17 protein-coding genes, 3 tRNA genes and 1 riboswitch are annotated in these 24,225 nt (G+C 67.7%); of the genes, 9 read left to right on the plus strand and 11 right to left on the minus strand.

Annotated elements, in window-relative coordinates; genetic code table 11:
* Positions 1-76: 76 nt before the first annotated feature.
* Complete coding sequence (locus OLSU_RS05350; RefSeq protein ID WP_013251930.1) at positions 77-1,456, minus strand: thiamine diphosphokinase; 1,380 nt, start codon at positions 1,454-1,456, stop codon at positions 77-79.
* Positions 1,457-1,610: 154 nt separating this feature from the next.
* Between OLSU_RS05350 and OLSU_RS05355 the strand changes: the two genes are divergently transcribed.
* On the plus strand, positions 1,611-1,799 hold the full coding sequence (locus OLSU_RS05355; RefSeq protein ID WP_013251931.1) for an FmdB family zinc ribbon protein: 189 nt from the start codon (positions 1,611-1,613) through the stop codon (positions 1,797-1,799).
* Positions 1,800-1,850: 51 nt separating this feature from the next.
* Here the strand turns inward: OLSU_RS05355 and OLSU_RS05360 are convergent, their stop codons facing one another.
* The 6 genes from OLSU_RS05360 to OLSU_RS05385 all read right to left on the minus strand — a co-directional run bounded on the left by OLSU_RS05360 (position 1,851) and on the right by OLSU_RS05385 (position 9,561).
* Entirely contained in the window at positions 1,851-3,305 is a 1,455-nt protein-coding gene (locus OLSU_RS05360) for a transcription antitermination factor NusB (RefSeq protein ID WP_013251932.1), read from the minus strand.
* Positions 3,277-4,206: a methionyl-tRNA formyltransferase gene (fmt, locus tag OLSU_RS05365; protein ID WP_013251933.1), complete on the minus strand. Its 930-nt coding sequence runs from the start codon at positions 4,204-4,206 to the stop codon at positions 3,277-3,279. The genes OLSU_RS05360 and fmt overlap by 29 nt, the downstream gene beginning before the upstream one ends.
* A 9-nt stretch (positions 4,207-4,215) precedes the next feature.
* The gene (gene def / locus OLSU_RS05370) at positions 4,216-4,758 is read right to left on the minus strand and encodes a peptide deformylase (RefSeq protein ID WP_013251934.1); all 543 of its coding nucleotides are present in this window, start codon (positions 4,756-4,758) and stop codon (positions 4,216-4,218) included.
* 208 nt (positions 4,759-4,966) lie between these two features.
* Entirely contained in the window at positions 4,967-7,276 is a 2,310-nt protein-coding gene (gene priA / locus OLSU_RS05375) for a replication restart helicase PriA (protein WP_013251935.1), read from the minus strand.
* An 11-nt stretch (positions 7,277-7,287) separates the two neighbouring features.
* A complete protein-coding gene (metK, locus tag OLSU_RS05380) occupies positions 7,288-8,541 on the minus strand; it encodes a methionine adenosyltransferase (RefSeq protein WP_013251936.1) in 1,254 nt (417 codons plus the stop codon).
* 95 nt (positions 8,542-8,636) lie between these two features.
* A riboswitch (SAM riboswitch) is annotated at positions 8,637-8,745 on the minus strand.
* Positions 8,746-8,817: 72 nt separating this feature from the next.
* Positions 8,818-9,561: a TetR/AcrR family transcriptional regulator gene (locus OLSU_RS05385; RefSeq protein ID WP_036573571.1), complete on the minus strand. Its 744-nt coding sequence runs from the start codon at positions 9,559-9,561 to the stop codon at positions 8,818-8,820.
* A gap of 259 nt (positions 9,562-9,820) precedes the next feature.
* Between OLSU_RS05385 and OLSU_RS05390 the strand changes: the two genes are divergently transcribed.
* The 3 genes from OLSU_RS05390 (at position 9,821) to gltX (ending at position 16,363) form a co-directional block, all read left to right on the plus strand.
* A complete protein-coding gene (locus tag OLSU_RS05390; protein ID WP_013251938.1) occupies positions 9,821-12,514 on the plus strand; it encodes a YhgE/Pip domain-containing protein in 2,694 nt (897 codons plus the stop codon).
* Positions 12,507-14,738 (plus strand): YhgE/Pip domain-containing protein, encoded by a 2,232-nt coding sequence (locus OLSU_RS05395; protein ID WP_013251939.1) that lies wholly within the window; start codon positions 12,507-12,509, stop codon positions 14,736-14,738. Before OLSU_RS05390 ends, OLSU_RS05395 begins: the two co-directional genes overlap by 8 nt.
* A gap of 131 nt (positions 14,739-14,869) precedes the next feature.
* Complete coding sequence (gltX, locus tag OLSU_RS05400; protein ID WP_013251940.1) at positions 14,870-16,363, plus strand: glutamate--tRNA ligase; 1,494 nt, start codon at positions 14,870-14,872, stop codon at positions 16,361-16,363.
* A gap of 210 nt (positions 16,364-16,573) precedes the next feature.
* On the opposite strand, the gene OLSU_RS05405 is transcribed toward gltX, so the two are convergent.
* A complete protein-coding gene (locus OLSU_RS05405; protein ID WP_013251941.1) occupies positions 16,574-16,888 on the minus strand; it encodes a hypothetical protein in 315 nt (104 codons plus the stop codon).
* Entirely contained in the window at positions 16,885-17,199 is a 315-nt protein-coding gene (locus OLSU_RS05410; RefSeq protein WP_013251942.1) for a type II toxin-antitoxin system RelB/DinJ family antitoxin, read from the minus strand. The genes OLSU_RS05405 and OLSU_RS05410 overlap by 4 nt, the downstream gene beginning before the upstream one ends.
* Positions 17,200-17,772: 573 nt before the next feature.
* On the opposite strand from OLSU_RS05410, the gene sdaAA reads away from it, so the two are divergent.
* Positions 17,773-19,362: an L-serine ammonia-lyase, iron-sulfur-dependent, subunit alpha gene (sdaAA, locus tag OLSU_RS05415; protein WP_013251943.1), complete on the plus strand. Its 1,590-nt coding sequence runs from the start codon at positions 17,773-17,775 to the stop codon at positions 19,360-19,362.
* 17 nt (positions 19,363-19,379) lie between these two features.
* Here sdaAA and OLSU_RS05420 read toward each other — a convergent pair whose 3' ends face one another.
* Complete coding sequence (locus tag OLSU_RS05420) at positions 19,380-20,684, minus strand: lysylphosphatidylglycerol synthase transmembrane domain-containing protein (RefSeq protein ID WP_013251944.1); 1,305 nt, start codon at positions 20,682-20,684, stop codon at positions 19,380-19,382.
* Positions 20,685-20,941: 257 nt separating this feature from the next.
* On the opposite strand from OLSU_RS05420, the gene OLSU_RS05425 reads away from it, so the two are divergent.
* The 3 genes from OLSU_RS05425 (at position 20,942) to OLSU_RS05435 (ending at position 21,211) form a co-directional block, all read left to right on the plus strand.
* Positions 20,942-21,015, plus strand: a tRNA-Gln gene (locus tag OLSU_RS05425).
* 21 nt (positions 21,016-21,036) lie between these two features.
* Positions 21,037-21,113: transfer RNA gene (locus tag OLSU_RS05430), tRNA-Glu, on the plus strand.
* Between the two features lie 21 nt (positions 21,114-21,134).
* Positions 21,135-21,211: transfer RNA gene (locus OLSU_RS05435), tRNA-Glu, on the plus strand.
* Positions 21,212-21,247: 36 nt separating this feature from the next.
* On the opposite strand, the gene OLSU_RS05440 is transcribed toward OLSU_RS05435, so the two are convergent.
* Positions 21,248-22,642, minus strand: coding sequence for a CCA tRNA nucleotidyltransferase (locus OLSU_RS05440; RefSeq protein ID WP_013251945.1), 1,395 nt, complete (start codon positions 22,640-22,642; stop codon positions 21,248-21,250).
* 194 nt (positions 22,643-22,836) lie between these two features.
* Between OLSU_RS05440 and OLSU_RS05445 the strand changes: the two genes are divergently transcribed.
* The gene (locus tag OLSU_RS05445; RefSeq protein ID WP_013251946.1) at positions 22,837-24,186 is read left to right on the plus strand and encodes a C1 family peptidase; all 1,350 of its coding nucleotides are present in this window, start codon (positions 22,837-22,839) and stop codon (positions 24,184-24,186) included.
* The last annotated feature ends 39 nt before the right edge of the window (positions 24,187-24,225 follow it).

The raw sequence follows: 24,225 nt of genomic DNA on the forward strand, positions 1-24,225 counted from the left end.
CGTTAGCACGCATACCATGAACTCGCGAGGGGCCCTTCGGGGCCTCTTTTTTGGCTCTGCAGGCTACGCCAACAACCTATGCCAACAGGAACGCCGCAACTGCGCCGGCATGGCACTCGACGCTGGCCGTCGCGGACGTGACCACGTTCGAGATTCCCTCATCCCCCAGAAGGGGCAGCTCACGATGATCCAGCTCCCACTTGAAGCCCCGCTCGGAGAGCATGGTCCCCTCTGCCACGGGAATGGCCGAGAAGAGCGTCCCCTCGACCCCGGCGGCTGGCACGTGGGCCCCACCCAGCTCCCAGCACGCAGTGCCAGAGGGGCTGAGCAGTCGGCACTCGAAGCCGTCCTCCACGATGCGCGGCGAGGCGTCAGCGTTCCGCGCGAGCTGACCCACGACGGCAAGGGCGTGGTCGGGCCTGCCGCCCGTGACGCCGGTCAGCGTGAGCTCCAGCCGCGCGTTGCGTCGAGCGGCCTCATGGCGGGCGCAGGAGATGGCGAGGGCGAGGTCGGTCGCGTACTTCTCGGAGGGAAACTCTATGTCCGCACGGGCGACCGAGCGGGCCCACGCAGCCGATTCGCCCGTTGCCGAGTCGGCGTCGCCGCAGAAGACGTCGGGGGCGATGCCACAGGAGCGCAGCGCGTCGGCCCCGGCGTCGGCGGCGATGACGTAGTCGGTACTGGCGGCCAGGGAGCGGAGCAGCGCCGAAGACGGGCGCTCGGGCGAGGCGCCCACGACGAGGACGCGAAGCGGCGCGAGGCGAGGGTGGGCCGAGGGGGACGCTTGCGGCGGACGGGCGTAGTCGTCCAGCAGGGCGAGCGATAGCTCGTGGTAGCTGTGGACCAGTATGTCAGCGTAGCGCTCGCAGGCCGCAAGGTCGCGGTCCCCGTGTGGGCTGAACAGGCAGACGGTGTTGGCGCCGACCGATCGGGCCGTCCGCATCCCAAACGGGGCGTCCTCGAAGACCCAGGTGTCAGCCGGGTCGGTGCCCAGGTAGTCCAGGACCAGCTCCCAGATGTCCGGGTAGTCCTTGCTGCGTATGGGGCCTCCCGTGGAGAAGACCCGCTCGAAGTAGCCGTCGACCCCCTGCGCCGATAGCGCGACGGAGAGCTCCTCCGGAGCCGTCGACGACGCGACGACCATGCGGACGCCCGCAGACGCCAGCTCGTCCAGAAACGCCCGGCAGCCCGGCAGCAGGCTAACCCGGCTGCGATACCCCTCGCGGACCATATCGACCAGCTCGCGCACCAGCTCCTCGCCCTCGGCCTCAACGCCCCACTCGTCGTGGAAGGCATGGCACATCTCGACCATGGGAAGCGACTCGGTGCGGACGAACGCCTCCTCGGCGTCGGCGACATGGTGGCGGCGCAGCAGTTCGACCGTCACGTCATGCCACAGGGGCATGGAGTCGACCAGCGTTCCGTCACAGTCGAAGATGGCGGCCTTGATGGGCATGGGGGCTCCTTGGTGACGCGGGCACGGCACAAGCAGATTCCATGATAACAGCCATATGGGGACGAGTGCGGCGTCCGGAGGTGCATGCGTTGGGTACAGTAGGTGACGTGGCCGCGAGGCCATGTTTCATGTTCAAGGCACCTACGGAGGGAAAATGGCTCGTTACGACTACAAGTGTGGCTCCTGCGGGGAGGTCTTCGAGGTCGAGCATCCCATGAGCGCACACCCCAAGGTCACCTGCCCCAAGTGCGGCAAGAGGGCAGAGCGTGCGTTTTCGCCTTCTGGCATCGTGTTCTCTGGCTCGGGCTTCTACAACACCGACCAACGCGGAAAGAGGGAATAGGTCCTCTCGCTCGTGCCCGGCACACCGTTTCCGAAGCACCGCTTCCCCGCTCTACTCCCCTTTGCGCACGAGCCGTGCGCAGAAGTGCGCGTCATGCGAGCCCGGAAGCTGCCGGGCCACGAAGAAGCCCTCGGCACTCATGGATTCTGCGACCAGCCGCGCGGCCGTAGCCCCGGCATTCGACAGACCTGGTGCCGAGGCCACGGGAACGACCGAGAAGCCCTGGCCCGCCGGGCTGGCAAGGAAGGCCCTGACCACGGACTCGTCCTCCGACACGAGGGGCGAGCAGGTCGAGTAGACGAGGCTGCCCCCGAGAGCGACGCGGGAGGAAGCCGCCGACAGGATCTGCAGTTGCAGGGTGGGTAGCGTGCCCAGGGCGGCAGTCGAATCAAGCGACCAGGCGATCTCCGGATGGCGGCGCAGCGTGCCCGCGCCCGAGCAGGGGGCATCCACGAACACGCACCCGAAGGCACGGCGCAGCTCTGCGGGGATGTCGTCGTCGGACAGGCGCCGCGCGTCGAGGGAGAGGCTGCGGCAGTGGTCGGAAAGCCCCGCGCGTGCGAGGCGCTCTCTGGCGAGGCGCAGCTTTCCGGTCTCAAGTTCGACCGAGACGATGTCTGCCGACGCTCCCCCGCGCAGGGCTGCGCCCTGCAGGAGGATGGTCTTGGTGGCACGGCCCTGCCCCACCTCGAGCAGGGACCCCCCTGGGGCGGGTGCCGCGATCAGCGCGACGAGTTGGGAGGCGAGGTCCGCCGGAACGGCGCGCACGCCTCCCACCAGGTCCGAACGGGCGAGGCCAGAGGGGTGGGCGAGCTCGAAGGACGCAGGCAGGCCCGTCGGAAGCGGCCCAAGGCCGGCGGCGGACAGCAGGGCCTGCGTGACCGTGGCGTCCTCGCGGGCGGCGTTGCCCACGACGTAGACGGGAGCGGGATCGGCGAGCGAGAGGGCGAGCTGGCGGGCGAAGCTCTCGCCGCGTGATGCCGCGAGGGCGCGGACCAGCCAGATGGGCAGGGCGGCCGTAAGCGCAAGGTCCTCCAGGGAGCAGTCGTCCGCTACCACCCGCGCACGGGCCGCAGCGGCGGACGGTGCATCCCTTTCGGCCACGCGACGGAGGACGGCATTGGCGAGGGCGGCCGCGCGGCGGCTGGCCAGGCGCACCAGCTCGACCCCTTGGCTCACGGCAGCCGAGGGGGGCGTATCCAGGTACATGAGCTCGAAGGAGGCCAGGCGCAGGGCGTCTCGGACCTTGGGCTCGAGGTGGGAGTGCGGACGGAGGTGGGAGTCGATGGCGGCGTCGAGCGCACCACGGGACGCCACCACGCCCAGGACCAGGCGCGTCGCAAGCGCACGGTCGCGTTCGTCGAGAGCAGACAACGCATCGGAGGAGCGCAGGAGCTCGCGGGAGCGGCCGTCTCGCACGCGCTGGTCGCGCAGGAGCCGCACGGCAACGCGACGGGCGGGCGTGATGGCCGCCACGCTATGCCCGGTCCCAGCCGCAATCGCCATGCAGGCCCTGGGCCCAGGCAGAGGCGTCCATCTCGCGCCTGCCGTCGGGCTTCACGCGCAAAAGCTCGAGGGCGCCGTCCGAGCAGCCCAGAAACACCCGCCCCTTGCGCGCCACGACCTGTCCGGGCGCGACGTCGCCCACATCGCTCGCGGTTTCGCCCGCCACGCGGGCGGACAGCGCCCGCAACCCGCACCCACCCACGGAGAGGCGCGCCGGGGCGGTGGCACCGGATGCCTGCACGCAACGGCGGTTGGCGAGGGCAGTGGCGGCAGGGTCGAGGCCCATCTCCTGCTTCGCGATCTTCTTTGCGTAACTGGCCTCAGAGTCGTCCTGCTCCACCCAGACGGCGATGCCGGCCTCCATGTCCGCGAGCGCACCGAGAAGCTCGCGCGCACCAAGGGACGCAAGCTCGCCCATGAGCTCCTCGCAGCCCCTCTCGCCCACCTCGACCGAGGCCTGGCGGCAATAGGCGCCGGCGTCGAGCTCGTGGACGACCCGCATGATTGATATGCCCGCGCGCTCGTCGCCCGCGAGGATGGCGCGCTGGACGGGCGCGGCACCCCGCCAGCGCGGCAGGAGTGACCCATGGACGTTCACGCAGCCCAAGGGGGCTGCGGACAGGAGCTCGTCAGGCAAGATGCAGCCAAAGGCCGCGACGCAGATCACGTCGGGCGCGAGGGCACGGATGCGAGCGAGGAGCTCGTCGGTGATGCGCGTGGCCTCGACTACGGGAAGTCCCAGCGCAAGGGCCTTCTCCTTCACGGGCGAGGGCACAAGCCGCCGGCCTCGACCGCGCACCGCATCCGGGCGGGTCACCACGAGCGCGACCTCGTGAGCGGCGGCGAGGGCCTGCAGCGGGGGGACGGCGAAGTCCGGCGTCCCCATGAAGACGATGCGCATGCGTACCCCCTACTCGGTCGAGGTGTCGCCGGGAAGGGCGCCTGCGGCCTTGGCCTCCTGGTAGTCGCGCATGGCCGCGACGCGGCGGGCGGGGCTGAGGTGGTCGAGCATGGTGATGCCATGCAGGTGGTCGATCTCGTGCTGCAGGCAGACGGCGAGCAGGTTGTTGCGGGCCTCGTAGCGCATGAGGTCGCCGTCGAGGTCGAGGGCCTCCACCACCACATGGCTGGGACGGCTCACCTGGACGGTGATGCCCGGGAAGGAGAGGCAGCCCTCGGAACCGACCACCTCGTCGCCGTCCGCGACGACGACCCTGGGGTTGATGAGGACGTAGGGGCTCCTCTTCCCGTCCGCGTAGTCAACGTCGATGACGACCAGCTGGACGAGCTCGCCCACCTGAGGCGCGGCAAGACCGACGCCCTCGGTGGCGTACATGTCCTCGAGCATGCGCTTGGCAAGCAGGCGCACCTTGTTGTCGATCTTCTCGATGGGGGCGCACTCGGTCCTCAGGCGCTCGTCCGGCGCGGTGACAATTTCCTCAAAGGCGCTCATGGCATCTCCTCGCATGCGCGCCCGCCGCAAAGGGGCTCGGCCGCGGGCGCGCGTCGTTGCCTTCTGTCATCGTTTCACGACGTAAAGGGTACCCCAGCGCACGTTTTGTCCTTGCGGCGCACCCCCCTCTCTACCGAGACCCCACGAGCGGGTCACAGGAGACGGGCAATGGGGTCCTGCGGCGGTGCGGCCGAAGTGGGAGCAGGGACTACATCATGTCGTAGGCGTCGACGTCAATGGCCACGCTCACGCCCTTCGGCGGAGCGGCGGCGTCCACGCAGGACGCGAGCAGCGTCCCCAGCTCCGCCTCGGAGGGGGCCTTCACCAGGACATGCCTGCGCACACGATCCTTGACGCGCGCCCTGAGGCAGTCGACGGGCCCCAGAACCTCCCAGGGCGCGCTCGCCCCGGCGGTACGGCGGCGCAGCTCCGTCGCGATGGCGTCCATGCAGCGACGGACGACGGCGGCGTCCGTCCCCCATGCGATCACGTTGGCCAGGCGCGCGAAGGGCGGGTAGCCTCCCTCGCGTCGGTCGGCGAGCTCGGCGTCGACGAAGAGGGAGCGGTCGTGCCTGAGCACCGCTTGGATGGCGGGATGGGCGGACCAGTAGGTCTGGATAATGACCCGCCCCTTCGCCCCGCCGCGTCCGGCACGACCCGCAACCTGCTCGAGGAGGTCGTAGGTGCGCTCTGCGGCACGAAAGTCCGGTAGCTTGAGCGTGGTGTCCGCGTTGACGACGCCCACGAGCGTGACCTCGGGGAAGTCCAGCCCCTTCGCGATCATCTGCGTGCCCACGAGGACCGCGCACTCCGCGCCGTCGAAGGCTTCCAGCAGGCGTTGGTGGTCGCCCTTGCCCCGGGTGGTGTCCGCGTCCATGCGAACGATGCTGGCCCGCTCGCCCACCAGCATCCCGAGCTCGTCCTCGACGCGCTGGGTCCCCACCCCGAACGCTGCCATGTAGCGGCTCCCGCAGTTGGGGCAGCGCGTCGACGGGTCCGGGTAGGCGCGGGCGGGCCACGAGCGGCCACAGGAGTGGCACATGAGGACGTGTCCGCGCTCATGGTAGGTGAGCGCACAGGAGCAGTGCGGGCATTCGGGCACGGCACCGCACTCCCTGCACATCAGGAAGTTGGCAAAGCCCCTGCGGTTCAGAAGCAGGACGGCCTTCTCCCGACGCTCCACCACCCCCTCGATCGCCGTGACGAGGGGGGTCGAGAAGATGGAGTGGTTGCCGCTGGCGAACTGCTGCGTCATGTCGACCACCTCGACCGTGGGCAGCTGGGCGCAGCCCGGGCGCTCGGGCATCTGGACGCGCCGCCAGCTGACGCCACCCCAACGGCCGGCCTGGCAACGGGCCTGAGCTTCGAGCGAGGGGGTTGCCGAACCCAGCACCAGGGCACCATGGCGCATGGCGGCGATGCGGGCGGCGACCTCGCGCGCGTGGTAGCGAGGCTGCGACTCCTGCTTGTAGGCCCACTCGTGCTCCTCGTCGATGATCACGAGACCGACGTCGCGAAGGGGCGCGAAGAGCGCCGAGCGTGCGCCCACCACCACCCGAGCGCGACCGGAGCGAACGAGGTCCCACTGGTCGAAGCGCTCGCCAACCGAGAGGCGCGAGTGCAGGATGGCGACGTCGTCACCGAAGCGCGAGCGGAAGCGTCCCACGGTCTGTGCCGTGAGGGAGATCTCGGGCACCAGCACGAGCGCGCCGGTCCCCTCGGCCAGGGACTCCTCTATGGCGTCGAGGTAGACCTCCGTCTTGCCGGAACCCGTCACGCCATCGACCACGACGACGTCCCCCCTGCCTCTCCTGCGCGCGGAGGAGATGGCGGCAAGGGCCTCGCGTTGGCCGGTAGTGAGGCGCTCGGGTCGCGGGGCACGCGCACTCGAGAGGCTCGTCCCCTTCTGGCCTCCCCGCACACGGCGGCGCGCGTCGAGGCGCACGACGCCACGACGCTCGAGCGCCGAGAGGGCGCCCGTGACCGGGCCGAGGGTCGCCTTGAGCTCGGACACGCGCGCGGGACCCTGGGCAAGCGCTTCGAGGAGCTGGCGTTGGCGGACGGCGTTGGCGCGAGGCGCGAAGGCAGGCCCCCCCTCGACGAGGGACGCCCAACGCTCGTCGACGGGGCCGCTCTGTTCGCAGACGAGCTCCCAGGGGTCATCCTCGCCCGCACGGCTGACCCGCACGGTCTGCCCGGGCGCAAGGAAGGGACGCACGGCATCCGCCGGCGCACAGGCGTACTCGCGCGCCATCCACAGGGCAACCCCACCCGAGATCTCGTCGAAGGCGGACGCTGCCAGGACGCGCTCGATGGGACGCAGGCGGGCGGCGTCGACGCCCGGGGCCGGCTCATCCGACACCGACAGCACATAGCCCACCGCGGCGCGGTGCGAGAACGTCACGAGCACGGTCGAGCCAACCGTAGCGGTCATGTCGAGCGAGGGTGGTATCAGATAGTCGAAGGGGCGGTCGAGCGTCCGTGCGGGGATGTCGACGACGACGGAGGCATAGGCCACGTGCGCCCCCGCTATGCCCCGAGGGCTCGGACGGCGGCCTTGAGTTCCTCGGTGCGATCCGTGCGCTCCCAGGTGAAGTCCGGGTCCTCGCGACCAAAGTGGCCATAGGTTGCCGTCTTTGCGTATATGGGGCGGCGTAGGCGCAAATCGCGGATGATGGCGCCGGGACGAAGGTCGAAGACCCCCTCGACGGCACGCTCGATGACCTCGTCGGCGACAGTGCCCGTCCCCTGGGTGTCGACCATGACCGACAGGGGCTCGCTGACTCCAATGGCGTAGGCGAGCTCGATCTCGCACCTGTGGGCCAGCCCTGCGGCGACGACGTTCTTGGCCACCCAACGTGCGGCGTAGGCGGCGGAGCGGTCGACCTTGGTGGGGTCCTTTCCGCTGAAGGCGCCGCCTCCGTGGCGGCCCATGCCGCCGTAGGTGTCGACGATTATCTTGCGCCCCGTGAGGCCGGTGTCGCCCATGGGGCCACCCACGACGAAGCGGCCGGTGGGGTTGACGTAGATTCTCGCGGCATCCCAGCCGATGCCCTCGGCTTCGAGGACGGGCCTGATGACGTGCTCTATCATGTCCTCGCGAATCTGGTTCAGCGCGACGTCCGCGGCGTGCTGGGTGGAGACGACGACGGCCGTGACCTCGACGGGACGGTCGTCCTCGTAGCGCACGGTCACCTGGGTCTTCCCGTCTGGGCGCAGATAGGCCAGCGAGCCGTCCTTGCGGACCTCGGCAAGGCGCTGGGCCATGCGCTGGGCAAGGTAGAGGGGCATGGGCATGAGCACGTCCGTCTCGTCTGCGGCATAGCCAAACATCATGCCCTGGTCGCCGGCCCCGATGCGGTCGACCTCGTCCGTGTCGTCCGCACGGGCGAAGGTGCCGTCGACGCCTTGGGCGATGTCGGGTGACTGCTCGTGGATCATGTTGATGACGCCGCAGGTATCGCAGTCGAAGCCGTACTTGGCACGATCGTAGCCGATGTGACGCAGCGTCTCGCGCACGATGGACTGCACGTCGACGTAGGCCTGGGTGCGGACCTCCCCCATGACGACGATGGTACCGGTCGTCGCGAAGGTCTCGCATGCGACGCGGACGTCGGAGAGCTTGGCGGGCACGCCCGTCGGCGAGACGTAGCCGTCGCGTTCGAGCTTGGCCTCCTTGGCCAGGATGGCGTCAAGGACGGCATCGGAGATCTGGTCGCATATCTTGTCGGGGTGACCCTCGGTCACGCTCTCCGAGGTGAACAGGTAGCTCTTGTGGGCCATGGTGGCTCCTCCCTGGCGCGCCGGCGCCGACGTGGGGCCAAAAGAGGAAAGGCCCCCTTGGATCCAAGGGGGCCTCCGTGTCGCGAACACGCCCTCCCCCGTCTTCCAGGCCGTGCGGCCTGCCGAGACTTGGCACCATGCCTGTGGGCGGCGGTTGCCGGAGCTTCAAAGGGCTCGGTCCCTCAGCTCTACGCATCCCTGGGGATGCCTCTTGACGAGCAGTCCCTACGTACCCATTCCAGACGTCGCATAAACATGCCGCCGCCCAGGATGGCCCTACCCCCGTGCATGCCCACCGGGGAGCCCCACGCCACCCATCGTGAGGTCGAACAGCGACTCCGCGAGGGCGTCCTTGTCGGCGAGGCGGTTCGTGCCGGCCGACACCAGGGAGGTCACCAAAAAGCCGCCGGTGACGTACGAGGCCGCCAGCTCGGAGTCCACCTGGGGGGCGACCATGCCCTCGGCCTTGGCACGTTCGAGCTGGGCGGCGATGATCGTGATCGTGCGAGACAGCTTGCCGCTGACGTCGGGAAGGACGGCGTCCTTGGTGCCGGCGAGCTCGCGCGTCATGGCGAGCGCCAGCGGGCTCCCCGTGCGCAGCCGACGACCGAACTCCGCGCAGAGGCCCGAGAGCGCGTCACGGGCCGTCGCGGCCTCCGAGACGAGCTTCTCCATGGAGGCCAGCAGGTCGTCGCTCTCCGCCGAGAAGATGGCCTGGATCAGCTCGTCTTTGTCCGCAAAGTAATAGTAGAGAGCACCCTTGGACATGCGGCAGCGCGACGAGACCTCGCTCATCTGGAAGTCGGTGCCGCCGTGCTCGATCATGAGCTCGCCGGCCGCAGTCATGATGCGATCGCGCGTCGCCTGTCCCTTGCGAGTCTTCGAGGGCCCATGGAGGCGCACATGCTGTCGGACGAGCCGAGTCTCGAGGGCCGCGTGGGCGACCTTGCGCGCCGAACGGACTTCCCCCACGATCTCTGTGGTGGCCTGCTTGGCAGCTGACTCTCTCACGAGGCTCACGTCCCAACCCTTCACTGTGCGACGACCCGTCGCAATGATAGCACCCATTCAAAATATGTCGACCTTGATTCGAAATCAGCATTCACTCTATACGAGCAGGATTACGCCTATCTTCATCACGCATATACCATGTCTCCATCCTCCGTTTTTCACATACGCGTCAGATTTTTTTGAACTTCATTCAAAATGGGCCGACTTGGGATATAGTCTCGTGGTCACAGCTTCGGTGACCCTGGTCAGGACCCAAGGAGGCACCTCCGTGCGCACGGTACTCAAGATTTTCCGCCGGGACGTGAGACGCCTGGCGGGCAACCCCGTCGCCATCGTCATCACCCTTGGCGTCGCCCTCATACCCTCCCTCTATGCCTGGTTCAACATCGTGGCGAACTGGGACCCGTACGAGAACACGAGCACGGTGCCCGTCGCCGTCGTGAACGAGGACGAGGGGGCGGAGGTCGCAGGCCTGGGACCCATCAACGCGGGCGACATGATCGTTGGGGAGCTCAAGGAGAATGGCCAGCTGGGCTGGACCTTCGTGGGCGAGCGGGAGGCCCTCGATGGCGTCAGGGCGGCAGACTACTACGCCGCCTTCGTCATACCGCCCGACTTCACGGCATCCCTCGCCGACGTGCTCGACGGCGACGTGCGCAAGGGCGACATAGCGTACTACGTGAACGAGAAGGCGAATGCCGTCGCGCCCAAGGTCACCGACACCGGCGCGACCACCCTGGAGGCCCAGGTCAACGAGGGGTTCGTCGGCACCGTCAGCAAGACCGTGTCCGAGAAGGTCATATCCAAGGCCACCGGCGTGCTGGGCGATGCGGACTCCTCGTTGGACGGCGCCCTCGGCGACGTGCGCGACGTGCAGACATCCCTCGACAGGCTGTGCTCCCTCCTGGACGACGCCGACAAGACCGTGGCCGAGGCGCGCACGTCCGTCGCGAGCGCACGGCAGACCCTCTCTGACCTCTCCCAAAGCAGCGGCAAGGTCGCAGGGAGCCTGCGCGACGCGCTGGACGGGCTCGGACAGACCCGCAGCGACGCCAACGCCCTCGCCACGCGGCTCTCGGGTGCGCTCGCAAGCGGATCGGGCACGCTCTCCGGCCTGTCCTCCCAGGCAAACTACGACATAGGGAAGGCTGCGGGGACCATAGGATTCGCCCAGGGGAAGGTGGACTCCTCGATAGCCTCCTCTCGCGCCGCCCTCGCCGAGGCCCAGCAGGTCCAGCAGCAGATCTCCGACGTGCGGCACGAGCTCGTCGATAACGTGCTGCCCTTCGTGTCGGACCCCGCGCTCGCAGCGAGGATCCAAGACGTCGCGGCCGCCCTCGACGACGTGGACGGGCTCCTCTCAAAGCTCCGGAGCGACCAGGGTTCGCGACTTGACCGGGCGCAGGGCGTCTCGGACGGCATCAAGGCTGGCAGCTCCGCCATCGAGGGGCTGTCCGGCTCGGTCGACGGTGCCATCCAGGACGGTGCCGCCACGCTCTCGTCCGCCCAGAGCACGCTCCTGACCACCACCCTGCCCCAGATGTCCGGCGCACTCGACGACTTCGCCGGGGCCGGTGAGCGCCTGGCAAGCTCGGCGGACGGGCTTGCCCCGCTGCTCTCCCAGGCAGACGGCGTCATGGTCCAGCTGGATGTTACGCTCGACCAGGCGACCGGGACCCTCTCTTCCACCAAGGACAGCGTCTCGGCCGCGGGCAGGACGCTCGGGACGCTTGCAGGCGACCTCTCCGCCATACAGAGCTCCGCAGCGTTCGGGGACCTCGAGAGGCTCGTGGGCACAGACGCCCAGAGCATCGGCGACTTCATGGCCTCCCCCGTCGAGCTGCGGAGCCAGAGCTTCTTCCCCGTCGCCAACTACGGCTCCGGCGTCGCGCCGTTCTACACCAACCTCGCGCTCTGGGTGGGCGGCTTCGTCCTGGTCGCCATATATAAGCTGGAGGTGGACCGCGAGGGGGTCGGCGAGTACAAGCCCTGGCAGGGCTACTTCGGGCGCGGCACGCTCCTCGTCTGCATCGGCCTCTTGCAGGCCGTCATCTGCTGCGTGGGAGATCTCGCACTCGGCGTGCAGTGCCAGAGCCCCGTCGCCTTCGTCCTCGCGGGCCTTATGGCCTCCTTCGTCTACGTCAACCTCATCTATGCGCTCTCCGTCGCGTTCAAGCACATAGGCAAGGCCCTGGGGGTCCTGCTCGTCGTGCTGCAGATCCCCGGGTCCGCAGGGACCTACCCCATCGAGATGATGCCCGGCTTCTTCCGCGCCCTGCACCCGTGGCTCCCCTTCACCTACGGCATCAACGCCATGCGCGAGTCGATTGCCGGCTTCTATGGCGACTACTACGCCGCCAACCTGGTCGTGCTTCTCGTCTACCTGATCCCATCCCTGCTCATCGGCGTCAGCGCGCGCAAGCACCTGCTCAACATCAACGCCCTCTTCGACCGCAGGCTCACCGAGACCGACCTGCTGATAGCTGAGCGTGTGGGCATGGACGAGGCGCAGTTCAAGCTCACGACCATCATCAAGGCGCTCACCAACTCGGGGGAGTATCGCGAGGCGTTCCAGGCGCGGGTGGCGAGCTTCGAGCTCAGGTACCCCATACTCGTGAGGAGGGGCTTCGTGGCCCTGATGGTCGTTCCCCTCGCCCTGCTGCTGCTCCTGTTCGTCGTCGAGGCCAAGATGGCGATCCTGGCCCTCTGGATCGTCTCGCTGGTCGTCATCTGTACGTTCCTGATCGTGGTCGAGTACCTCCACAGTCGCGTGCGCGACAAGACGGGGCTGGCGGACAAGTCGACGGACGAGCTCTACGAGATGCTTGGGGACAGCCTCAGGCAGGAGGTCTTCGCCTTCGCCCCGATCGAGGTCATGCTCCACGAGAGGGGCCACGTGCTCGGCAGGATAGGACACCCGACACGCAACGGGGAGCGGAAGGGGGGCGAGGGGGATGAGTAGGGTCTGGAGCTTCATCCGACGCGACGCGCGCAACGTCTGCAGAAACGTCATCAGCCTGGTCGTCTGCGTGGGCATGGTCGTCATACCGTCGTTCTACGCCTGGTTCAACATCGCCGGCAGCTGGGACCCCTATGGCAACACGAGGAACCTCAAGGTCGCACTTGCCTGCTCTGACGCCGGCTACTCCGGCAGGCTGGTCCCCGTGCGCGTCAACATAGGCGAGAGCGTCGTGTCGAAGCTGCGCGCGAGCGACAAGATCGGCTACACGGTCACGTCCGAGGACGACGCCGTCGAGGGCGTCAGGAGCGGGGAGTACTATGCCGCCATCGTGATCCCGAAGGACTTCAGCGCCGACATGATGACCGTGCTCTCGTCCGACCCGCATCGCCCGCAGGTGCTCTTCTATGGCAACGAGAAGGAGAACGCCATCGCGTCGATCGTCACGAGCAAGGCCTCGAGCTCCGTTCGGCAGACCATCGACGAGACCTTCGCGGACGCCGTCTTCGAGGTGGGTGCCTCGACCCTCTCGGACCTGGATGACTACCTGGACGACGACCAGCTCGCGTCCGTCGCGCGCCAGCTGGACAGCGCCGTCGCCGACAGTGCCGGGGCCCTGCGCTCGACGGGCGCCGCAATGAGGGGCTACGCCACGCTCGTCTCGTCCACCCGAACCCTGCTGGGGGACTCGTCGAGGCTGATCGACACCTCGCTCTCGTCGGCGCTCGATGCGAACCTAGCTCTGGGCGACGCCGCCAGCGGCGTGCGTGGGCTGGGCGGAACCCTGGACGGCGCCACCGCATCCGTCAACGATGCCATCCGGACGGGCGAGGGGGGCATCGACTCCGTCTCGGACGCCATCGACAAGGCCTTCGAGGTTGCCGACGGGCAGAGCGACAAGCTCGTGGACAGCCTTGCCGACGTCAAGACGATCTCGGACGAGCGTGCACAGGGGCTTCGCGACGCAGCCCAGCAAACGCGCGCGACGCACGACGCCCTCGTTGCGGCCCTGGACGCCGTTGCCGACCAGGGGTCGCCACTCTACCTGGCGCTCAAGCGGGCGGAGCAGGCGACGGGTGACCTTGCCTCGAGCCTGGAGTCCGCCACGCAACGCGCCGACGAGCTCTCGAGCGGCATATCGGGGGTCATGGACCAGATATCCCAGGACAAGGCCGACGCCACGCAGGCGCGCCAGGAGCTGGGCGCACTCGTCGGCAAGGCGCGCACCGACCTGGCCCAGGTCCAGACGGACTACGAGGCGACGCTCAAGGGCAGGCTCTCCAACCTCGCCGACTCCATAGACGGCGCGGCGCGGGACGTCTCGGACGTCGGAGGGGATCTCAGGCAGACGCTGGGGTCGCTCGACGCCGCTGCGGGGTCTGCCGACAGCAGCCTCGCCGGAATCGAGGACACCCTGGGCGATGCCGCCGACAGGCTCGACGTCTCGGCAGGTAGGCTCGACGACCTGAGGGCGCGCGTCTCCCAGGCGCTCGCGTCCGATGACGTCGGTCAGGTCAGGGCCATTCTCTCGGCAGATGCCGGCGACCTCGCGTCGTTCATCTCATCGCCCGTGAACGTCAGCAGAAACGCCGTCTTCCCCGTCGCCAACAACGGGTCTGCCATGGCGCCGTTCTACAGCACGCTCGCCATCTGGATCGGAGGCGTCGTGCTCTGCGCGCTCGTGCGCATCGCGCCCTCCGGGGAGGCGCTCAGGGAGACGGGTGCGAGGCCGCGCCACGCCTACTTCGGCCGTCTCGCGTTCTTCCTGGTCATAGGCCTCATGCAGTCATCGCTCGTGCTTTTGGGCGACCTGTTCTTCCTCAGGATCCAGTGCGTCCACCCGTGGCTGTTCCTGCTCGCGGGCTGGTTCGCGTCCATCGTGTTCGTCAACATCGTCTACGCGCTGACGGCATCGTTTGGCGACGTGGGCAAGGCCATCGCGGTCGTCCTGATGGTCATCCAGGTGGCGGGATCCGGCGGAACCTTCCCCCTCCAGATGCTGCCCCCCTTCTTCCAGGTGCTCTACCCGTTCCTGCCGTTCGTCCACGCCGAGTCGGCGCTACGCGCCGCGATAGCCGGCCTCTGGGGTGCGGACTTCTGGCTCTCGATGGGCGCCCTGGCGCTCTTCCTGGTGCCGTCGCTGCTTCTCGGCCTCGTGCTGCGCAAGCCCGTCGTACGCATGAACGAGTGGGTCGAGCGAAACCTCGAGAGGACCTCCTTCATGTAGGCGACGCAAGTACCGCGAGGATGCAGGTCATCGAGGGGCCCCTCCGCAAAAACCATGACCGCTGGGAGGAGGGAGGGGCAGCGTCTATACTGAGACCGTTCAGCACAGGCCACGAATCGAGAGGCACCATCTTGAGCTCCGAAGACACCAGGCCCGTCCGTGTTCGCTTCGCGCCCTCCCCCACGGGCAAGCTGCACGTGGGGGGCGCCCGCACCGCCATCTACAACTGGGCCTTCGCCCGCGCGCACAAGGGCACGTTCATCCTGAGGATCGACGACACCGACCCCACCCGCTCGACCGAGGAGAACACCCAGGTCATCCTGCGGGCCATGCGCTGGCTGGGGCTTGATTGGGACGAGGGCCCCGATGTGGGTGGCCCCTGCGGCCCCTACAAGCAGACGGACCGCCTGGACACCTACCGTGACGCGGCACAGAGGCTCGTCTCGGAGGGCAGGGCCTACTACTGCTTCTGCTCGGCCGAGAAGCTTGCCGCAGACAGGAAGGCTGCCGAGGAGCGCCATGATCCCTTCCAGGGCTACCAGCGCAGCTGCCGAGGCATCGACCCCGCCGAGGCGCAGCGGCGCGTTGACGCCGGCGAGCCCTACACCATCCGCATCAAGGTCCCCGACGGCCGCGGCGACGTCGCCATCCACGACGCCGTGCATGGCGACGTGATCTTCAACGCCCGGGAGCTTGACGACTTCATCATCTTCCGTTCCGACGGCACGCCCACCTACAACTTCGCCACGGTGGTGGATGACGCCGACATGGGCATCACCCACGTCATCCGCGGGGACGACCACCTGTCCAACACACCGCGCCAGGTGATGGTCTACGAGGCCCTGGGGGCGCCGACCCCCGTCTTCGCGCACATCTCCATGATCCTGGGGCCAGACGGCAAGAAGCTCTCCAAGCGCCATGGGGCCACCTCCGTGGAGGAGTACCGCGACGCCGGCTACCTCCCGGACGCCTTCGTGAACTACCTGGCGCTCCTGGGCTGGGCGCTGGATGGCGAGACCACCATCATTCCTCGCGACGTCCTGGCCCACGAGTTCTCTCTCGACCACGTGTCCAAGAACCCCGCCACCTTCGACCCCAAGAAGCTCGACTGGATCCAGGGCCAGTACATCCAGGCCATGGACACGGAGCGCTTCGTGTTCGACGTGCTCATGCCCGAGCTTGTGGAGGCGGGCCTCGAGCGCGAGGCCGACCCCACCCACCCCAAGGCATGGTACCTGCTGTTGGCCGACATCCTGAAGCCGCGCACCACGCTCGCGGGCGATGTGGTGGAGAAGTCCCGCTTCCTCTACGAGGGCGACGAGGTCACCTTCGACGAGAGGAGCGTGGAGAAGAACCTCAGGGGGGACTACGCCCCCGCCGCCCTTGAGGCTGCCTCCAGGGCGCTGTCAGGGGTGAGCGAGGGCTCGTGGCACGCCGCTTCCATAGACGCCGCGCTTGAGCCTCTGCCCGAGGCCCTCGGCACTAACAAGCGCAAGTTCTACGGTGCCGTGCGCGTGGCCGTGTGCGGCAACCAGGTCTCTCCCCCGCTCGGCGAGTCGCTCGAGCTCCTGGGGCGCGAGACGACGCTCGCGCGGCTCGAGCGCGCGCTGCCGCTCGCGCAGTAGGGCAGGAACGACGCGGGACCCGCACGGGAGGGCGCTTGCGCGCAGGGAGGACGGCCTGACGTCGACGGGCCGCCTGTGGCGCCGTCGACCCAGCGCTTGTGCCCGTACCCTTCCCCGTCCCTCGCGTTCCTCTCGATGCCGTGCCTATTCCGACGGTATCGAGCGGTGGTCATAGACGCCTTGTGACCAGTGGCAGTTTTGGCTTGCGTGCTATTCCGACGGTATCGAGCGGTGGTCATAGACGCCCACCATCCGGATTATGTGCTTCCTCTCTCGCTTGAAGTACACGACCAGAACATCGTCACCATGGACATGGAACTCGAAGTGCTGTCCGTCGTTGTACGGGGATAGCTCGAGGCGATGCTCGTTCCAGCCCGTCTCCTGGACCTCTCCGCTCTGCGCAAGCTCGGCGATTGCCTCGCGAATCGTCTTGATGATCTCGACGTACTCCTGCCTGGGGTACTTGTCTCGGAATGGCCTGACCGTCTCCCAGAACGCGGCGCTTGCCTTTACCGTCCAGCTCATATGGCCGCCTCGTCGGCTGTCACGCCCAGCATTTCCAACACGTCTTGGGGCATGGTCGTCGCGTCGAAGGAGTCATCCGGAATGAGTCCGTACTCCTTGGCTTCCTCGCGGAGCATCGCGATCCTCACCTCGTCGGAGTACTCCTGCCCCCCGCGTCCGAGAAACAGCCCGTCGAAAGGGCTTGAGCCTGTGTTGGCGACCTGCGTCACCATCACCCTGACCGCCATGGCGGTCGTGAGTCCGCTGCGCGCGAAAACCTTGTCTGCGCGCTTCTTTACATCGTCATCGATTGTGGTCTGGAGCAGTGCCATTGCCCTCGACTCCCATTCTCATGTCTTGATTTATGGGAAAACAATGCAAATTCATACTATCATATGGCTTCATAGCTAGCCGAGATGCCGCTGCGTCAAGACCTTGCATGCATTTTCATTGAGGTGACCTGGGCAAAGGAGGGGCTCTTGAAGCACTTCCCGTCCAGCAACGCAAGCGCCGCCGTCACGTCGTTGGAGAAGACGACGCTGCGCGTTCGTCGCCACGAAGCCCCGCTGCCCCTCGTCGACCTCCAGCCTCAGCAGGGGCGTCCAATGATTCGATTTGTCTGCCATGTCCTTCTCGCCGCAATATGCAATATGAATCTGCGAGCGCCCCCTCAATCACGTTTGATTGCCAGCCAAGATACCATTACGTCGAGACGTGCGTACGAGCTGGTGGCTTGTGGGGCGTAGAGCGGCACGGCCCGCATCCGCCAAGCTCCGGTTGAGGTATAGGAGCAACACGAGGCGGCAGGCGGTCCCCCGCATGCCGTATCATCAGCTCGCATGAGACGAGAAGGCGCGACGTGCGGCGAGCCGGGCGCGCCAGCCAAACCCAAGGAGCGCGCAGCCATGATGACGACGTCCGCCTTCGAGATACTCGGCCCCATCATGGTGGGACCGTCGTCCTCCCATACCGCAGGAGCCCTGCGCATCGCCCTCGTGGCCCGCTCGCTGGCACCAAAGGGCCTCAGGAACGTCGAATTCTCGCTCTACAACTCCTTCTCGCACACCTACCGGGGCCACGGCAGCGATCGCGCCCTGGTGGCAGGCATGCTGGGGCTCGCGCCAGATGACGCGCGCGTGCGGGACTCCTTCGCGCTCGCCCGCAAGGCGGGTCTCAAGTTCTCGTTCGTCGAGGCGGGGGACGATGCGGGCCGACACCCCAACACGGTCAGGATCGTCATGCGCTCCGACTCCGGCGAGGAGATCTCCCTCGTGGGCGAGTCCGTCGGGGGCGGACGCATACGCATCGGCGCCATAAACGGCGTCCGCGTCGAGATCAGCGGGGACTATCCCACCCTCTTCGTCACGCACCTCGACCGACCCGGCGTCCTGGCGTCGCTCACGGGTGCCCTGTCGGCCTCGTCGTCAAACATCGCCACCATGCGCACCTACCGCGAACGCAGGGGCGGGAGCGCCCACACCGTCTTCGAGCTCGATGACGGCATAGACCCCGACCTGCTGTCCGGCCTCTCGGCGGCCCCCAACGTCGTCTCCGCACGCGTGGTCGACATACCGGGATCGTCGCACGTCTCTCCCGAGACGCACCTGCGACTGGGCTTCAATGACGGCGCCGAGCTGCTCGCTCTCTGCAGGCGCGGGCGGACCTCCATAGGAGGGGCCATGCGGAGGCGCGAGGAGGAGCTCGAGTCCCACGAGGACGTCGACGCGCGCATGGCGCATGTCCTCGAGGTCATGCGAGACGAGACGACGGGACCCATCGAGAGGCCCGAGCGCTCGCTTGGAGGGCTCATCGGGGGCCAGGCGAGATCCCTCCTCGACAGGGGCGAGGAGCTCGCCGGGGGCCTGCTGGGAACCACCCTCACCAAGGCGGCGGCCTACGCCATGGCAACCCTCGAGCGCTCCGCGACCATGGGCGTCATCGTCGCGGCGCCGACGGCCGGCTCGGCGGGAGTGGTGCCCGGAGCCGTGCTCGCCGTGTCGGAGTCCCTCGGCAGCACGGACGAGGAGGTACGCCGCGCGCTCTGGAACGCCTGCGCCATCGGGGCCGTCGTCGCGCGCAACGCATCCGTGGCAGGCGCGGAGGGAGGCTGTCAGGCGGAGGTGGGAAGCGCCGCCGCCATGGCCGCGAGTGCCGTAGCCGAGCTCATGGGGGCCACCCCCGAGGTCTGCCTCTCGGCGGCATCGACGGCCATCGCCAACCTGCTGGGCCTGGTCTGCGACCCCGTGCGCGGGCTCGTCGAGTACCCCTGCCAGAACCGCAACGCCATCGGTGTCGCAAACGCCCTCGTCGCCGCCCAGCTAGCCCTCTCGGGCGTGCTCGATCCCCTGCCCTTCGACGAGGTGGTCGCCGCCATGAAGTCGGTCGGGGACGCCCTGCCTCAGTCGCTGCGCGAGACGGCCCTCGGGGGGCTCGCCGCCACGGCCTCGGCACGGACGGCCACATCGAGGTGCGCCTCCTGCGGGCTCTGTGGGTAGGGCCTGCCGTCAAACCCTTAGCGGGGGCCATGCCCTCCCTTCCGTTCGCGCAGCCTGCGCGCCACGACGCCCCCTGAAAGCGAGGCCCCCGTCGGCCCGAGGCGGCCCGCACCCCTGCGGTGGCCCGAAAGGAGGAGGCGGAGGCGGCTGATGCGGCCGTAGATGCTCGGTCGCCCACCAGGAGAGCGCAGGCCCAGCAGGGGTGCCGCCAAAAGTGTGGGTCCAAAGAAGGTGGCGATGCGCCAGACGAGGAAGCCCGCAGAAGACGCACTGCCGAACATGTGGCCAAAGAACATCAGGAAGCCACCCTCGGCGCCACCCGTGCCCCCCGGCAGCGGCACGGCCGAGGCCACCATCTGGACCATGGACCCAGCCGCCAGGCACTCCAGGAAGTCCGCCTCGATGCCAAAGGCGCCTAGCACAAACCAGGGGATCATGTAGAGACTCGCGAGCTGGGCCATGGTCACCAGGAGGGTGAGGCCCATGGAGGGCAGGTCGCTTGCAGCGCGCCTGAACGCGTTCGAGAACTCCATGACCTGGACGTTGACCATCTCATCCCAGCGGGCGCTCTCCCTGAGCCAACCATGGCGGTCGGCCAGGGCGATGGCCCCGTTTCCGACGCGCATGACGAAGCGGGGGCAGAGGCATACCACGAAGATGCCCGCGAGCTCGAGGAAGTGGACGCCGAAGACCACGAGGTTCAGCAGGAAGATGTCACCATATGCCTCGAGGAAGTAGCCCGCCTTCGCGACGAGCATCACGGCGGCGAAGAGGACGACGCCGAGCTGGAACATGATGAAGCGCGTGAACTGGGTGGCCGAAGCCTCCCCCACGTCAAGGCCCGTCCGCGTGAGGCGATAGATCTGCGCGGGCACGGCGCCGGCCATCATGGGGGTCAGGTTGCCGAAGAAGACCCCGGACGCCTCGACGCTCATGAGGTCGCGGACGCCGACAGGCGAGTCGTGGTCGAGGTAGACCGCGATCACGTATGCCAGGACGCCGAACACCCAGTAGGAGGCGAAGCAGAGGCACGCCCTCAGGACCCATCCGGCATCGACCGACGAGAGGGCGTCCGCAAAGGTCCCCATCTGGCCGGAAATGGCGAGATAGGCCAGGTAGGCTCCCACGACGGCCGAGAGGAAGAGCGCCCCCCGGCGGGCCTGCGCCCTGCTCTCCTGGTTATCGGTGACGCCTGTGGCGGCCGAGGCGTCGGTCACGTGAGGGGCGGAGACCGTAACGCGAACGGCGCCGACAGGCCTTCTTGGACCGACGGCCCCGTCGAAGCCGTCGTCTCCCCTCGTACCTGACGCTCTCCCAGCCATGGGCCTCCCCGTCGACATCCGACCCCAAACGCCACCTGACGCGTCGCCCGCACGAAAGGCCCGACACCATCCTCGGGCGTCGGGGACGCGTTCGCGACAAAGCACATCTATGGTACCCGTCAACTCGCACGGCGAGCCCACCGCACACCACTTGTGAAGACTTTCTCACCGATGGTGTGCCGTCCAAAATTCCCGTTGCAACGTCCCTGCTTTTCCCGTATAGTCTCTTCCTGCGCTGAAGCGCGGGCAATCTGAATTGGGACGTCGTCTAACGGTAGGACAACGGATTCTGGTTCCGTCAGTGGGAGTTCGATTCTCTCCGTCCCAGCCATGTTGCCTTTGGAAACAGAACGGCCCGTTCGTCTAGCGGTTCAGGACGCCGCCCTCTCAAGGCGGAGATCACCAGTTCGAATCTGGTACGGGCTACCATCTGTTGGCTTCGCGCCATACGGCCCGTTCGTCTAGCGGTTCAGGACGCCGCCCTCTCAAGGCGGAGATCACCAGTTCGAATCTGGTACGGGCTACCACATGTGCGGCGGGTCGTCGGCAGGCGGCCCGCTTCTTTATGTGCGCGAGCCGATGGACGCGAGAAGCGCCCGGCGCTCGTTGGGGACGTCCCCGTTCACGACCGAGGAGAGCATCTCGTTCAGGATGATGCCCACGGCAGGCCCCGGGCTGATGCCCAGACACGCTATGACGTCCGCCCCACTGACGTCGAGGTCCCTCAGGCGCCACGCGCCGCCACGCGCGACCTCCTCGCGCACGGCAGCGGACATTCGGTCGAGGTCGATGGCGTACTTGGCCGCCGAGGACACCTTCGATGCCGCGTCGGCGCGCTTGAGGTCGAGCAGCGCGAAGGTGAGCTCGAGCGCGCGGCCGGGGCAGGCGTTCTCGAACTTGAGGAGCGTGCGCCGGATGGAACGCCCCGTCGGCTTGACGACATGGTCGTGGAGGCGGACGAGGGCCCTCACGGGAGCCACCAGGTCGCCTGGCAGCGCGAGGCGCCTCATGATCGCAGCCGCCATGTCCGCCCCGACCTTGGGATGCCCGTAGAAGTGACCACGCCCCGTCTCGTCGATGGTGAAGGTCTGCGGCTTGGCGACGTCGTGCAGGAGGGCGGCCCAGCGAAGCTCGCTCGAGGCCATGCCCCCCGTGAACTCCTCGACGGCATGGCAGACGTGGGCCGTGTGCGTCAGCACGTCGAAGGCGTGATAGGGACTGCGCTGGTCGAAGCCGACCATGGCGGCGATCTCGGGGATGGCGGCGGAGAGGACCTCCGTCTCATGCGTGAGGGCCCAGCCCATGCGTCCGGTCCCCACGATCCCATCGAGCTCCTGGCCTATGCGCTCACGCGCGATGTCGCCGAGGCCGCGAGCGCAGGCGACGAGCGCCTCCTGGGTATGCGGCTCCACCACGAAGCCCAGGCGACAGGCGAATCGCACGGCCCGCAGGACCCTGAGGGCGTCCTCCTCGAAGCGCCGTCGGGGGACGCCAACCGCACGGATGACGCCCGTGGCGAGGTCCTCTCGGCCCCCAAAGGGATCGAGGAGCCCGCGGGCGGGGTGATAGGCCATGGCGTTCACGGTGAGGTCGCGGCGGGCGAGGTCGTCGCGGATGTCATCCACGAAGAGGACCTCGTCCGGATGGCGATGGTCGCTGTAGGATCCCTCCACGCGATACGTGGTCGTCTCGACGGCCCTGCCGTCCACGACGGCGGTCACGGTACCATGAGCAACACCCGTCTCGTGGACCTCGATGCCAGCCGCGCGCAGGACGCGGGCGGCGGCCTCCCATGGGGCTGACGTGGTCACGTCCACGTCGTGGCTGGGGGTGCCCAGCAGGGCGTCACGAACCCACCCCCCGACGACCCACGCCTCGAAGCCGGCACTCTCCAGTGCAAAGACGACGCGCAGCGCGTAGCCGGGAACCTCGAGGCCTATGCCGTCACGTGTGCTCAAGCAGGTACCTCTTACGCTCGCGAGGGAGGGCTGACGAGGTGGGCCACGGAAGGACACGACCGCCACGCGTCACCCACCGAAGATCTTGTGACCAGTATAACGGGAGTCTCCGGTAAGTAAGCCGAGCGAAACGTGCGACGCCGGAGATGCTATCCTCGTCTCTGTTGACAACTCCGAACCAGAAAGGCGTACCGATGGATGAGATGAGGAGCGTCACCGCCGATGACCTCGCGATCGCGAGGGAGGCGTTTCTCGGCGATCGCGCGAACGTCGTCGCGAAGAACGCCACGACCTCGATGGGCCTGCGCAGGGCCGCCCGCGTGCCCGAGGGCGTGGCGGCCAATGCCCTGCAGTTCGACGTCGAGGTCAAGCAGGGGGAGCGCACGAACCAGGAGCGCTCGGGCCGCTGCTGGATGTTCGCAAGCCTGAACACGATGCGTTACCGCACCATCAAGAAGTTCAACCTCAAGACCTTCGAGCTCTCCCAGGCCTATCCCCTCTTCTTCGATAAGCTCGAGAAGAGCAACTGGTTCTTGGAGAACGTCCTGGACACGCTCGAGGAGCCTCTCGACGGGCGCCTGATGGCCCATCTCCTCGCCGACCCCATTGGCGACGGCGGGCAGTGGGACATGTTCAAGAGCCTGGTGCGCAAGTATGGCGTCGTGCCCAAGGAGGCCATGCCCGAGACCGCCTGCTCCAGGAACACCCACGACATGGACGCATGCCTCACCCGCTACCTGCGTGGTGCGGCAAAGAGGCTGCGCGAGACCGCGGACGCCGAAGCGACGACGAACGACCTCCTCGCCATGAAGAAGGAGATGATGGGTGACGTGTGGCATCTGCTCGTCACCTGCCTAGGCGAACCTCCCGCACGCTTCGGCGTCCGTCTGCGCGACAAAGACGACAAGGTGGTGCTCTCGGGAGAGTTCACGCCCCAGGAGTTCTTTGGACGGGCCGTGGACATGGAGCTCGATGACTTCGTGTCCCTCATCAGCGCACCCACCGCAGACAAGCCCTACTACAGGAGCTTCACGGTGAGCCGGCTGGGCAACGTGTGGGAGGACGGCACCGTACGCCACCTCAACCTCCCCATCGACGAGCTCAAGCGAGTCGCCATCGCCCAGCTTAAGGACGACCTGCCCGTATGGTTTGGCTGCGATGTGGACCAGAGCTACCTGCGCGACGAGGGCATCATGGACACCGCCGCCATCGACGTCGACGCGCTCATGGGCTTTCCCGTAAGCGGTGCCCTCGACAGGGCGGAGCGGCTCGACTTCGGCGAGTCGCTCATGACCCACGCCATGGTCCTTGAGGGCGTGCGCATGGACGCCGAAGGCAGGCCTGCCATGTGGAAGGTGGAGAACAGCTGGGGCAAGGACCACGGCCGTGACGGTTTTGACACCCTCTCCGACGCGTGGTTCGACGAGTACGTGTACCAGGTGGTCGTGGACAGGAAGTACCTGACGGAGGACGAGCGCGCCGCCTACGAGGCCACCCCCGTCGAGCTCGCGCCGTGGGATCCCATGGGATCCCTTGCACGCTAGCCTGCCGCTCGCCCCTTGGAACCGCCTGGACCCACCGGG

The sequence above is a fragment of the Olsenella uli DSM 7084 genome (assembly GCF_000143845.1).
GTDB lineage: Bacteria > Actinomycetota > Coriobacteriia > Coriobacteriales > Atopobiaceae > Olsenella > Olsenella uli.